At 60.3% G+C, this 13,021-nt stretch carries 12 protein-coding genes and 1 tRNA gene; 9 read left to right on the top strand and 4 right to left on the bottom strand.

Going from position 1 to position 13,021, the window contains the following annotated elements:
* Nucleotides 1-195: 195 nt before the first annotated feature.
* Nucleotides 196-1,302 carry a hypothetical protein gene (locus FJ956_RS25305; protein ID WP_140674407.1) on the bottom strand — a complete coding sequence of 369 codons (1,107 nt, stop codon included), beginning with the start codon at nt 1,300-1,302 and terminating at the stop codon, nt 196-198.
* Between the two features lie 650 nt (nt 1,303-1,952).
* Here FJ956_RS25305 and FJ956_RS25290 point away from each other — a divergent pair.
* Entirely contained in the window at nt 1,953-3,005 is a 1,053-nt protein-coding gene (locus tag FJ956_RS25290) for a D-alanyl-D-alanine carboxypeptidase family protein (RefSeq protein ID WP_140674403.1), read from the top strand.
* A gap of 331 nt (nt 3,006-3,336) precedes the next feature.
* On the opposite strand, the gene FJ956_RS25285 is transcribed toward FJ956_RS25290, so the two are convergent.
* Nucleotides 3,337-3,786, bottom strand: coding sequence for a universal stress protein (locus tag FJ956_RS25285; protein WP_140674401.1), 450 nt, complete (start codon nt 3,784-3,786; stop codon nt 3,337-3,339).
* A 496-nt stretch (nt 3,787-4,282) separates the two neighbouring features.
* Between FJ956_RS25285 and FJ956_RS25280 the strand changes: the two genes are divergently transcribed.
* Together FJ956_RS25280 and FJ956_RS25275 are read left to right on the top strand one after the other, a co-directional pair.
* A complete protein-coding gene (locus FJ956_RS25280) occupies nt 4,283-5,203 on the top strand; it encodes a DUF1003 domain-containing protein (protein ID WP_140674399.1) in 921 nt (306 codons plus the stop codon).
* 169 nt (nt 5,204-5,372) lie between these two features.
* Nucleotides 5,373-5,449 (top strand) — tRNA-Arg (locus tag FJ956_RS25275).
* A 38-nt stretch (nt 5,450-5,487) separates the two neighbouring features.
* Here the strand turns inward: FJ956_RS25275 and FJ956_RS25270 are convergent.
* A complete protein-coding gene (locus FJ956_RS25270) occupies nt 5,488-5,721 on the bottom strand; it encodes a transposase (RefSeq protein WP_246681616.1) in 234 nt (77 codons plus the stop codon).
* Nucleotides 5,722-6,009: 288 nt separating this feature from the next.
* On the opposite strand from FJ956_RS25270, the gene FJ956_RS25265 reads away from it, so the two are divergent.
* From FJ956_RS25265 to FJ956_RS25240, 6 genes are read left to right on the top strand one after another with little or no spacing between them, the layout of a single operon-like run.
* On the top strand, nt 6,010-6,234 hold the full coding sequence (locus FJ956_RS25265) for a hypothetical protein (RefSeq protein ID WP_140674396.1): 225 nt from the start codon (nt 6,010-6,012) through the stop codon (nt 6,232-6,234).
* A gap of 8 nt (nt 6,235-6,242) precedes the next feature.
* Nucleotides 6,243-6,710 carry a very short patch repair endonuclease gene (locus FJ956_RS25260; RefSeq protein ID WP_181170124.1) on the top strand — a complete coding sequence of 156 codons (468 nt, stop codon included), beginning with the start codon at nt 6,243-6,245 and terminating at the stop codon, nt 6,708-6,710.
* The gene (locus FJ956_RS25255; RefSeq protein ID WP_140674393.1) at nt 6,676-8,475 is read left to right on the top strand and encodes a hypothetical protein; all 1,800 of its coding nucleotides are present in this window, start codon (nt 6,676-6,678) and stop codon (nt 8,473-8,475) included. The genes FJ956_RS25260 and FJ956_RS25255 overlap by 35 nt, the downstream gene beginning before the upstream one ends.
* Before the next feature lies 1 nt (nt 8,476).
* Nucleotides 8,477-9,391, top strand: coding sequence for a hypothetical protein (locus FJ956_RS25250; protein WP_140674390.1), 915 nt, complete (start codon nt 8,477-8,479; stop codon nt 9,389-9,391).
* 11 nt (nt 9,392-9,402) lie between these two features.
* On the top strand, nt 9,403-10,119 hold the full coding sequence (locus FJ956_RS25245) for a DUF6339 family protein (protein WP_140674388.1): 717 nt from the start codon (nt 9,403-9,405) through the stop codon (nt 10,117-10,119).
* Nucleotides 10,120-10,127: 8 nt separating this feature from the next.
* Nucleotides 10,128-11,426 carry a DNA cytosine methyltransferase gene (locus tag FJ956_RS25240; protein ID WP_181170123.1) on the top strand — a complete coding sequence of 433 codons (1,299 nt, stop codon included), beginning with the start codon at nt 10,128-10,130 and terminating at the stop codon, nt 11,424-11,426.
* Between the two features lie 25 nt (nt 11,427-11,451).
* On the opposite strand, the gene FJ956_RS25235 is transcribed toward FJ956_RS25240, so the two are convergent.
* Complete coding sequence (locus tag FJ956_RS25235) at nt 11,452-12,924, bottom strand: PLP-dependent aminotransferase family protein (RefSeq protein WP_140674384.1); 1,473 nt, start codon at nt 12,922-12,924, stop codon at nt 11,452-11,454.
* Between the last annotated feature and the right edge of the window lie 97 nt (nt 12,925-13,021).

Below are 13,021 nucleotides of genomic sequence, written 5' to 3'. Positions count from 1 at the left end.
GGGCGGAGCAAGGAGCGAAGCGACGCGTGCAGACCCGAGGATCATGCCGCGACTTTGAAGCGGTGCGGCGATACGGAATTCTGCTCTGCTGCACTCTTCGGCCAAGGTCACGGAATGGATTCCAGGGTCTGCGCTGCGTCGCTACGCTCCTTGCTCCGCCCTGGAATGACGAACTCCCAGGCGCTGGCCGACCTCTCACGCAGGAACCGGGCGGCCGATGCGCAGGAACCCGCCGTCGAACGGCAGCTCCCGCGCCGTGCCGCCGGCGGTGACGAGGCGCAAGCGGTCAGGTGCCGCCTCCAGGCCGCTCGGCGGCTCGGCTTCGGCAAACGGCACCCCACCGATGACATGGCGGAAGGAGATCGACCGTCCCTCGGCGAGCGCGAAGGCTGTGGCCACGCCTTCATGCTTCAACCAGTTGTCGCCGAGCGAATCGGCGTGGCCGACGGCCGTGCGGCCGTCCTCGACGCCGAGCACGCCGACGTGGCGGCCGCTCCAGGGGGCGTAGTCGCGGCCGCCATTCGAGAACCACAGCATGGTCACCGGCAGTTCGGCCGGGTTCTTCAGCACCAGCACCAGATCCCGCTCGGCGCGGCGGGCAATAGCCGTCCAGCCCGGGCCGCCGTGATCCGCCTCGACCAGGGTTATGAAATCCTCGCGCCTGTCTTCCATGCGGTAGTCGGTGAGGTCGGTTGTGCCGCCGGCGGCGAGCGGGAACCGCGTGAGGTCGGTGGTGCGGGCCGGATAGGCCAGCATGAAGCGGCCGCGCGCCGGATCTGGCTCCGGCGGCGTCGGGGGCGTGACGGCCATGCGCTTCGGCGAGAAGGCCAACCGGCCGCCGCCCTTCATCACCGTCATCGGATGGTGGGCGACGGAGATCGCGCCGGAACCGCCGGAAAAGATGTGCTCCTGGTAGAGGAAGGGATGGCCATCGCGCAGCGTGAAGACCTTGTCGATGGTGGCGCCCATCACCTTGCGGCGCAGCCGGAACACCGCGCGCCAGCCGCCGGGAACCGCGCCGTTCTCGACGACGTCCCACTGACTGTTGGCCGGCCAGCCATGCAGGGGTGCGACCTCGACGTCGCTGGTGGAGAAGGGCGCGCAAAGGAAATCGCCGGACAGGCGGACCGTGCCTTCGGGCAGGGTTTCCGGCAGGCTCTGGCGCGGCGAACCGACCCAGGGCGCGCGGTGCAGGGGTTTTAGAACGCGGCCGTCGGCTTCGATGTCCATGGCGGCGATATGGCCGACGGCGAGATCGAGCGAGACCGAGATGCCTTTTGCGCCGATGGTGAGCGTGTCCATGAATGCCTCCCGCGAATCTTTGCGCAAGCAAAGCCTGTTCGATGGAGCGCGCGCAAGCGGAGCAACCAGCATTTTGCATCACTGCGCTTGCGCCCTGTGAAATCCCTCTCTTGGATTTTCTACGACTTAGCTCCGCCAAGATCGTGAAAATCCTTTCTCCCCCACAAGGGAGAGATGGAGCAGCACCATGGCGATGGCGACGATCAACGCCGTCACCAGCGACCTTGCTCGTCGCATGCCTAGCGCAAGACTAGCCAAGGCGCCCGCTTGACCAGCCGTTACGGTGTGCAGCGTCCCGTCTGGTGAGGAGTATCTCGACATCACTGACGCCATCCAGCGTGAAATGTCATCGAAGCGCTGGCCGTCCTGGACTGCGGCGGCTCTCAACCGTCACGGCATGGATTCTAGGGTCTGCGCGCGTCGCTTCGCTCCTTGCTCCGCCCTAGAATGACGAAGGCCACGCCGGCCGGACAGCATCCCCCTCTGCCCTGCCGGGCATCTCCCCCGCAAGGGGGGAGATTGGCAGCGTCGCCAGCAGCGCGAACCTCCAAAACCTGGGCAAATGCCTTGCTGTGCGCGTTAACCAGTTGGACGCGGCGCATGGGTTACGCTAGCTTCGCCGCATCTTAGCAACAGCTTTAGAACAAGTCTTGCCCCGTCCCTTCCCTTTCCTCCAGAAACTCATCGCCGTATTGGCATTGCTCGCGCTGGTTGCCGGCTGCACCACGACGCCGCCGGAAAGCGTGCTGACCGTGCCGGCGCAACCGCAGAAATATGCGGCGATCGTGGTCGACGCTTCGTCCGGCAAGACCCTGTTCGAGGTCAATTCGAGGTCGCAGCGCTATCCCGCGTCGCTGACCAAGATGATGACGCTCTACATGCTGTTCGAGGCGCTGGAGTCCGGCCGCGTCACCAAGGAAACGCGGATCCCGGTTTCCGACCACGCCGCCTCGCAGCCGCCGACGAAACTGCGTTTCCGTCGCGGCGAGACGATCGACGTCGATTCCGCCATCCGCGCCATGGTGGTGAAGTCTGCCAACGACGTGGCGGTGGCCATGGGCGAATATCTGGGCGGCGGCTCGGAGGACCAGTTCGCCGCCATGATGACCGCCAAGGCGCGCTCGCTCGGCATGACCGGCACCAGTTTCCGCAATGCCTGCGGCCTGCCCGACGACGGCCAGGTGACCACGGCGCGCGACATGGCGGTGCTGGGCATGGCGCTGGAACACCGCTTCCCGCAGCACTTCCACTATTTCTCCGAAAGCGACTTCATGTTCCGCGGCCGGCTGGTGCGCGGCCACAACGACATGCTGGGACGGGTGCGCGGCGTCGACGGCATCAAGACCGGTTACATAAGAGCTTCCGGCTACAACATCGTCACCTCCTACAATGCCGACGGCAGGCATCTGATCGTGGTGGTGATGGGTGCCGATACCGCGCGCCAGCGCAACGACCATGTCGAGGCGCTGATCCAGCGCAGCGTGGCGCCCACGACCGCCGATGCAAGCCAGCCCAGGCTGATGTATTCCGGGCAGCAGCCGGGCTCGCCGCTTCCCCAATTGCCGCCGCCGGACTCGGCTTTGCCAGGGCTGCCGCCACCGGATTCGGCGACGCCTGCGTCGGCGCTGCCGGGTTCGCCGGCATCCGATCTGCCGTCGGCGGATCTGGCGTCGCCCAGCGCGCCGCTGCTGCCGGCGCAGTAGGCGGTCGCGAGGAGCGCCTGCCGCTCTTCCGGAATGACGCCTGAGGGACGGCGAAGCCGTTCCTTCGTCATTCCAGGGCGGAGCAGGGAGCAAAGCGAAGCGCGCAGACCCTGGAATCCATGCCGTGACCTGTGAACGTCGCGACGGTGCAGACAATGGCACCGGAGCGCCAGCGTAGACAGCCTCTTTCTGCACCGCTGCATTCTTCGGCAGGCGAAACGGCATGGATTCCAGGGTCTGCGCGACGCTTCGCGTCGCTCCGCCCTGGAATGACGAACTGACGGGAGGCGCCGCCCCGCGCAGGCCGGCCTCACCTGAATATCGGCGGACCCTACCGAACCACCAGCACCGGGATCTCCGTCAGCGACACCACTTCCGCCGTCTGGCTGCCCAGAACCAGGCGGCCGAGGCCGCGGCGGCCGTGCGAGGCCATGACGATGAGGTCGCTGCCTTCGGCGCCCGCAACTTCGAGAATCGCCTCGGCGGGCGTGCGGTTCTCGATATGGATGCCCCTGGAGGCCACGCCCTTCGCATCGGCCTCGGCCTTGCATTTGTCGAGCACCTCGCGGCCGTATTTGCGCGCGCTTTCCTCATAGTTGACCAGTTCGTCGGCGGCGACGTAGCCGGCCATGGCGCCGCCCCAGGCGAGCGCCGGGAATTGCTCGGAGACGGTGACGAAAGCCACGGTGGCGCCGAGGCCCTTGGCCAGTTCCAGCCCGTGAGCGACGCCCTTCTGGGCGAGTTCCGAACCGTCGGTGGCGATCAGGATTTTCTTGTACATGGTGGCGATCCCTCATTTCTCGGGGCGCCGCGCGCCCCAGGTGGCGGGAGCCTGAACGCTCAGGCCTGGTTTCGATATAGTCAGCCTATCAGGCCCGCCACAGGGGCTGGCTTGATCTGGATCAAGGCCAGCCGGCGAAGACGATTGCTCCAGGGGTGGCGAGAATCTCCGGCGGCGCTCCCCCTCACCCAGCCTCCGCTTCGCTCGGCTGACCATTCCGGGGCGAGCCACGGGTCTCGCCCGTCCTTCGGACCCCCCGAGGGAGAGGAGATTGCCAGCGTTGGCGCCAGCCTCTTCTCCCCGTCGGGGCGAAGGTGGCCGCGTAAGCGGCCGGATGAGGGGGCGAGCGCCGCCCTATGCGAGTGCGGCCGGGCAAGCCCGCCCCGCAGCCCATCACAAGAACTTGTTCGGTCACACGGGATTCACACTGGCAATGGATATGCTGCGCCGGCTTGGCGTATCGTAGCCGCAAAGCCCGCGAACAGGAGCACCGACCATGGCAGGCGACCCGAAGGCGTCCGCGCAGCCCGACGACGAGAACGACATCGCCGGCGAATATCTCGAGGCGGAGACGGTGCCGGAAGATGCGCAAGCCGCCGCCGACGAGATCCTCGAAGCGCCGGACGTGCCGGATTCCGAGCCGCATGTTCCGGGCACGACCAGGGTCAAGCCGAAGAAAAAACCCTCGGCGATATCGGGGCGAAAATTCCGCAAGCGCGACCTGGTGCGCATCGACGATCTGCGGCCCAGCCTTGCCGACCGCATCCGCTCCGACCATCCCGACCTGCCGCGCGGCGCCCGCGTCAGCCGCGAGGAGCTCGGCCGCTATCGCATGCGCTACATGGAGGAATTGCTGCAGCAGGAGCACGGCGAATTCTCCGAGCTCGACCGCCAGGTGGTGGAATCGATCGCGAAACAGGACACGATTTCGGAAAACTCGGAGGAGGAGTTCGAGGAACACCGGACGTTTCCCGACCGCGTCTCCGACAACATGGCCGCCTTTGGCGGTAGCTGGTGGTTCCTGATCTCCTTCGCAGCCATCCTGCTGGTCTGGATCGGCATCAACCTGTTCGAAGGCACCACCGGTGCCTTCGACCCCTATCCCTTCATCCTGCTCAACCTGATGCTCTCCTGCATCGCCGCCATCCAGGCGCCGGTGATCATGATGAGCCAGAAGCGCCAGGAGGTGAAAGACCGCCTGCGTTCCTTCAACGAGTACCGCGTCAACCTCAAGGCCGAGCTTGAAGTGCGGCACCTGCACGAAAAGCTCGACTACCTCATCTCGCGCCAATGGACGCGGCTGGCCGAAATGCAGCAGATGCAGCTCGACGCGATGAACGAGCTGACCGCGAAGAAGCAGAAGCACACCGCAAGGCGGGTGCGGCGCAGGGCGGCGAAGGCGCCGGCGGAGGGGTGAGGGCCGCAGTTCCTCGCCCCACGGAGTGGGGAGAGGTGGCCCAGGCGAAGCCGGGACGGAGGGGGAGTCCCGTACAATCGCCAATTGGCCGTTGAAGCCCGAAGCGGCTTCCGCTAAGAAGCCGTGGCTGGCCGGCTTACTGGCCGGTTCGTTTTCCGGTTCCCGGGAAGCACCCGTAGCTCAGCTGGATAGAGCGCTGCCCTCCGAAGGCAGAGGTCACAGGTTCGAATCCTGTCGGGTGCGCCAGTTACTCGAAGGTCCGTTCCGGACACATAGGTTACGGTTTATACCGGAGACATGGGTAACACTTTTGGCCCGAAGGGGTTTTGGAGTGGTTCGAGCCTGCATGTCTCATCATCGAAGTATCCCAAATCATAGTCCATGAAGCTGGTCAGCCAGATATGGCCCTCGACCTGTTTGATGCCGACGGTCTGGCCGGCAAAGACGAGGCTGAGGTTGATCTTCCTGCGATTGTAACAGATGCGGCCGCAGGTGGTAACTTCAGCCCGCTCTTCCAAGACGTTACACTCCTTCCAAGGCACCTTGCTCTCCTCGCAAAGGGCCGAAAGTGTAACCCATCTCTCGGGAAGGGCAGTCGAATGGTCCATAGCTTTTCATCGCAGGCACCGAGCGAGACGCATAATCTCTCAACGGGAACAGCGATAATCTATGGGATCCAGACATTGAAGACGCGCTCGGTTCCTCGACAGACCTGCTTGAAAGGAATATTTCTCCGCACCATATCTTGCACATTTTCATGATGTATCACACATTATGGAAATGTGTCATACCGGTTGGAGGACGAAATGCGCGACAAACGAGCCAGCTTCGTGAAGTTGGCAAACCAGCGTGTGAACAGAGCACTTGAGCAGATTCGCCTAGTGGGAAACCTGTCAAATCGAGCGGCATACGAATTCAGCGAGGAGGATGCCCGCAGGATCGTGAAGGCCCTTCAGAAAGCTGTAGAGGGGACGCGGGCACGGTTTACTGAGACGGTGACAGGTGCTGAACAAGGGTTCAAGCTGGATTAGTTGGCGGCGTGGATAATCTGACTACGAGAAAGCGCAGCGAACTGATGTCGCGTGTGCGAGACCGCGGCACCAAGCCTGAGATGACGATCAGAAGTTTGCTGCACGCGAGAGGCTGGAGATACCGGGTCAATGTCAAAGGCCTTCCAGGAACGCCCGACATAGTGTTTTCCAGGCTTAGGGCGGCCATCTTTGTCAACGGTTGTTTCTGGCACGGTCATAACTGCAAACTTGGTACTCGACCGAAAACGCGAGCAGCGTTTTGGGCAGATAAGCTTGAGGCAAATAAATTGCGGGACAACCGCAAGAGGAATGAGCTTGCCAATCGCGGTTGGCGTGTACTGACTGTATGGCAGTGTCAGTTGCGAGACATGGACGCAGCAATTGGCGATATTGAGGCTTTCTTGGGGGCTTCAAAGCAAACGCAATTGGGAGTGGGTAGGAATGAAGGCATCAAAGAAGCCAAACTGGGTATTTGAGCCCAACCCGCGCATGGGAGGCGCGGTTGGCGAGGCGTACACCAACACCTTGGCGTCCTCGGGTATGCACCCTGAGGCTGTTGTTGCAAGGGAGGCCATCCAAAACAGCGTGGATGCTCGGGCAGAAGAAAACCAGAAAGTGTCGGTGGATTTTGTCACCAAGGCACTCACCGGCGCCCACAAGGCCGCGTTTGCCAAGGCCGCAGGTCTGCCAAGCATTCAGGAGAGGGCTGATCGCTTGGGATTTCGTGATCCCAACTGCATAACCACAATTTCAGATAAGCAGACTCCACTTAGGCTTTTGTACATTAACGACCATGGCACCACGGGGCTTAAGGGTGACCCATCTAGTTCCGACTCAAATTTCTACAAATTTCTGCTTACCCTCGGCGATGGCGGCAAAGAGCAAGATGAACACGGAACCGGCGGTTCCTATGGCTATGGCAAGTCTGTATATAGTGCAAACTCTGGTATACAGACGATTTTCGCATATAGTCGAACAAAAAATGAGAATGGAGAGCCTTTATCTCTTCTGTTCGGGTGTGGATACTATCGTAAGCATGCACACCTGCAGAAAGTCTTTACGGGTCGGGGCTGGTTTGGCTTGGACAACTCTCCCAGCGTAACTGATGCCCAACCGGTCGTCGACCCATTGCTGAACGATGCCGCAGACGCCATGGCGAGTCTCCTTGGCTTTGACAATCGTAGTGCAGACGACCTCGGCACGTCCGTGCTGATAGTCGATACTCTTCTGTCTTCCGATGGCATCTTGGAGGGAGTGGAGGACTGGTGGTGGCCTCGCCTCATTTCCCACAAGCTTGATGTTCGCGTCGTTCGGGAGGACGGAAAAGAGGAACTTCCGAGGCCGAGGAAGCGACACCATCTTCGCCCTTTCCTCGAGGCATATGACATCGCCACCGGCAAATCGCCGTCTGACGGCAAAACACAGTTTCAGAAGCCGATTGGCAAAAATGACGGCTACTTAGGTCTTTCGGTTCTCAAACAGGAGGAGGATGGAGATTACGCGGTAGCTGAAGATAGGACGGATTCGGTTGCCCTCATTAGAAGCCCGCTGATGGTTGTAGCGTACTATAGGAAATGGAACGTTGGGACGCCGGTCTTGGCAGGTGCCTTCCTCGCTTCTGCTGACATTGATCTAGTTTTGCGATCTTCTGAGCCGCCCGCTCATGACCGGTGGGATCCCGAGGCAAGGCGCCTGCAGGATCAGACTGGTTCTAAGCGAATGATCGTGGAGCGGGTCCTCTCGGGCATTAGAAAGACAGTAAAATCATCCCAGAAAACGGCGTCTCCTCCGACGCCTTCCAAGCCGAAACGACTGACTTTTCTTGAGCGAACTCTTGCTAGTCTATTATCACCATCAAAGAGCGGTACTGCCAAAAAGCCTGAAGTCGCGGCAGCTCCGATACACTTAGAATACGACAAGGTACCTCACACTTCGGCAGACGGTGAAGCGTTAAAGTTAGCGGCGACCTTTAGCGTTCGATTGAAGGCAGATGAAGCTAGCAGCGCTGTAAAGGTTCGGTTGAAAGTCACGTGCCCGATTATAGAAGATGGGGCCACAGGCGATTCGTTAAAGCTATCAATCAAAACTGATAGCGCCCTTGAAGTTGATCCCGACAACCCGGAATGGATGACATTCGTGCTGTCTCCAGATAAGCCTTCGAGGTTTTCGTGCGAGACAGAGAAATACGATCCGCTGTGGACCGTTCGTTTCGTTCCGGAAGTCGAAGCCGTGGGAGCTTAACGTGATTGCAGCTTGGCACAGAACAGAGCCTCGAGAAGTTCGACCTTTCTTCCAACTTCAAAGCGCCGAAGATTCCCTTCGATCATGTCGGATAAAGCTCTTCAAAGACAGTGACATCTCAGACGAAACGTCCTTTGATCTTGATGAAATTGCCTTTCAGAAACTTGATCCGATCGTTTTCTTTTCAGTTGTTGGCCCGGAGACTTGGCTCCCATCGGGACTCGAGGCATCCGATCTGGAACTGGTGCTCGTCGCGACGCACCCGTTTCTGAAGCGATCCGAAGTCTTGGCTAGTTTGCCTCTGTCGGAGTCTCTACCTACCGATTGGGCAATTTCACCGGAGATACTGGGCCGCTTTGCTGGAGGCAGAAACCTCAAGTTAACTGTAGCAATCTGTCTTCGATATGACCGCGAGCCAATGCCGGGCTCGCCGTTCGTCGTAGGGCATTGGCTAGCGCAAAAAACTTTTTCGCTAAAATCTCGCGCGACCCCTACTCTTTTTGACCTTCGGACGCGAACCGACGAGGAATGGGTGGCTGCTCATTTTCCGCCTAAGACTTTGTACTTCGTCGAATACGCCGGCGGCATAGCTGAGGAAAGTGAAGAAGACACCTATGTAGCGAGAGTTTATATTCACATAGACGCGCATAATAAGCTTGTCTCTTCCCCTAGTTTGGGGGATGCATTTCAACCTTTTTTGGCAACTGAGATAGTTTTGTCAATTCTTACCGAGAGCTTTAGTGAATGGAAAAGTTTAGACACTCCGCATTCTGGTAGCCCTCTTGCAACACTTCTCCAACAACTGGGAAAGAGCTCACCGATAACCCTTAGTGCGCTAAAAGATGCTATAAATACTCCTGGCCGTGCTCGCGCAATACTTCAAGACCGCCTCGCCGTCGTACAAGCAATTAAGTAGGAAGGATTGCTATGCCATATCCGATTATGAGCAGATCTGAAGTGCGATCTTATCTCCTTCCCGGGGAAGGACAGGCGGAGTCGACTCCGCCCGAAGTGAGGTACTCCGATGATGGAGCCGATGAAGACTGGGATGGCATCGGTGAACAGTTGGCTAAATTTTTGAATGGATTGCTGGATACCTACAAACCGTCCAAGGGAGCTATCGGCGGCGGGGATTTTGAGGCTGCGGCCACCGCTCATGTGCATAAGATCCTTCCTGCCCATCCAGCCTTGGCGAACCCGGAGTTCTGGACCTGGCTCGCCGTGATCCACTGCAAAAACGTGATTGATCGAAGGTATGGCGAGGACCGAGATCCTAAGAACTTTGGCGTCGGGGCGGCAACTGAAAATCTTCTATATCGACTTTGGCTTAGGGCGGAGTTGTCTGTAGACGATAACCTCACCGACAAATACGACCTGGCACGCAGGGGGGATATCGATTTTTGGCGTAGCCATCTTTTCCGACAGGGCTATGGAAATTGTCGGACGTTCGCACGCGCTCTGATTTCATTCCAGTTCCCATCAAATGCGAACGACAAGCCCCGACTGAAAATCGCTCAGATACGTGCACTGGCGAAGCAGCTAAAAAGGGCTCGAACTAATTTGATGTTTGAGCTAATGAGTGAGGCGCGGGCAACGAGCTTCATCGATTCGCAATGGGAGCGTATTGCCTCGGCCGCGGCGTGAGGTGTTCAGTGCATGAAACCTATGTGAGGATTGGGCCCAAGCTCAAGCGCAGGGTGCAGTTAGCTCCTGGCAAATCTGAGGAAACATCTATCGTTAATCTAGCCGACGATGGGCTGGAGCCGCGCCATGCTTGGTGGCAATCGCTGCTCCGCGGCAGCGAAGTTCAGTCAGTGGAGAAAGGCGCCCCTCTCCGGATTGTTGACGCCTTTTGCGGATCAGGAGGCCTTGGGTTGGGGATGGCCCTCGCGGCACAGGCCGTCAACCGAGCGGTTGAGTTCCCAGCAATCATAGACACCGACGCAGCGGCGCTGGAAATCCATAGTTACAATATGGGTGCAAAGCGCAAAATCGCAGCTAGCGCCGCGTCGTTGGTCGATTTTCATGTACTGGGACTCGGTGATAACGCGCAATTTGGCTATGAACCGGAGACCGTTCACGCTGATCTTGACAATATTGGGTCGATCGACGTTTTCATTGCTGGCCCTCCATGCCAGGGTCACTCAAATCTAAACAACCACACCCGTCGTCAAGACCCCAGAAATGACCTCTACGTTACCGCCGTGGCGCTTGGTGTCGCACTAAAAGCCAAAGCAGTCATTATTGAGAATGTACCGACTGTGCAAAATTCGCACTCCGATGTGGTCGCCACAGCTGTAGGTCTTCTAAAGTCAGCCGGCTACTCTACCTCCATGGGCGTGATCAAGGCCGACAATCTTGGAGCAGCGCAGCGGCGGGCTCGCCATTTTTTAGTAGCATCGAAGGAGGCGCCCTTAAACCAAGATTATCTTATGACGTTCTCTGACGCGTTGAAATCTTCAAGCATGCCACTGTCTTGGGCTATCGGTGATCTTATCAACTTGCAGTCGATTGAGTTAATAAATTCGACTCCTGTAGTTTCTTCTATTAACGCCGAGAGAATCAACTATTTATTCGACCACAATCTTTACGATTTGCCGGATTCCCAGAGGCCTGATTGCCATAAGAACGGCACATCCTACACGGCTGTATACGGGCGAATGTATTGGGATCGACCAGCGCAAACTATAACAACCGGCTTCGGGACACCTGGGCAAGGGCGGTACGTTCATCCCATTGAGCGGCGGCTTATAACACCAAGAGAAGCGGCTAGAATCCAGGGGTTTCCAGATTGGTTTGATTTTGTGCCAAGCGGTCTTGCGGTGAAGCGCAAACATCTCGCTAAGTGGATTGGCGATGCAGTTCACCCGACCTTGGGCTATGCGGTGGGGCTAGCCGCGCTCAGTGCTATGAAGATTGAGGGTCAACGCAGCATACAGAGCGCAGCCTGATATCGCCCCGGAACACCGCACCCCCTCACCCCAGCGTCTCGCGTATCGCCGCCGCCAGCCTCTCCACCCCATCCCGCGTCTGCGCCGCATCGCACGCCGCATAGCCCAGCACCAGCCCTTGGGTCGGCGCCGTGTTCTGGAAATATTTCGACAGCGGCGAGACGTTGATGGCCCTTCTTGCCGCCGCCTGGCTGACCTTGATGTCGTCGATGCCTTCCCTCAGATAGCCCACCACCTGGATGCCGGCTTCGGCGGGGGAGAGGGTGATCTCGTCGCGCAGGCGCTCGGTCACGATATCGCGAAAAAGCTGGCGGCGCTGGGCGTAGATGCGGCGCATGCGCTTCAGGTGCCGGCTCATGTGGCCTTCGGTGATGAAATCGGCGAGCGCTGCCTGCAGCAGCAGCGGCGCGAACTGGCCGGTGGTGGAGAGCGCGTTGACGATGCGGCCGGCGAGCTCCACGGGGAGCACCATGAAGCCGAGGCGAAGTGCGGGAAACAGCAGCTTGGCGAAGGTGCCGACATAGATGACGCGGCCGGCGCGGTCCATGCTCTGGATCGCCGGCACGGGGCGCCCTTGAAAGCGGTATTCGCCGTCGAAATCGTCCTCGATCACCCAGGCATTGGCGGTCTCGGCGATATCGAGCAGGCGCAGCCGCTCCTCCATGCGCATAGTGATGCCGAGCGGATGCTGGCAGGCCGGCGTCACATAGATGAGGCGGGGCAACGGGTCCGGCGGGTCGAGACGCCAGCCGCGCTCCTGGTCGACCGGGATGGGCAGGATCCTGGCGCCGGCCACGGTGAAGGCGGCCTTGGCGCCGTAATAGCCGGGCTCTTCCATCCACACCGTGTCGTCGGGGTCGAGCAGCAGGCGCGCGAGAAGATCGAAGGCTGCCTGCGCGCCGGTGGTGACGACGATCTGCTCGGGGCGGCAGCGCACGCCGCGGGCGGAGAAGAGATAGCCGGCGATCGCTTCCTTCAGCGCCGGGTGGCCGGTGACGTCATAGGTGCCGAACAGCGTCTCGCCGCCATGGCTGGCGCGGCGCGCCACCAGCCGGCCCCAGACGCCGAAGGGAAAGCTCTGCGCATCCGGCATGCCGGGGTGGAAGGCGACGTGGCCCGGCCTGCCGTGATGATAGGGCTGGCTGAGCAGCTGCTGGCCGCGCAGCGAGGGTGATCGCAGCGGCACCGGCGGTTCCTCGCGCGGTGACTCGCGCGGGCCGTCCGGCAGGTCGACGATGACCGGGCGCGCGCCCTGGCGGTTGGCGAGATAGCCTTCGGTGACGAGCTGGTCGTAAGCGGTAACGATGGTGTTGCGACCAAGGCCAAGCTCGGCGGCCAAGGCGCGGGTGGAGGGCAGCTCGGAGCCCGGCGGCAGCGCGCGGCTGCGGATGATGGCGACGAGGCCGTGATAGAGTTGGCGCGTGAGATGCTCGGGGCTCGCGCGGTTCACAGCCAGCATGTCGAGGGGGAAGGGTTGGGGCTTGGGGTGCGGGCGCATGGCTAGCTAGTCTCTGCGGCCTGCCGGCAGCGGAAGCTTCCAAAGAGCTCGCCTTGCAGCGTCGAGTTGCCGCCCACCCCCCTCTGGCCTGGCCGCC

This window comes from Mesorhizobium sp. B2-4-3, assembly GCF_006442815.1.
Taxonomy (GTDB): Bacteria; Pseudomonadota; Alphaproteobacteria; order Rhizobiales; family Rhizobiaceae; genus Mesorhizobium.
This window is presented reverse-complemented; position numbering and strand designations above follow the sequence as displayed.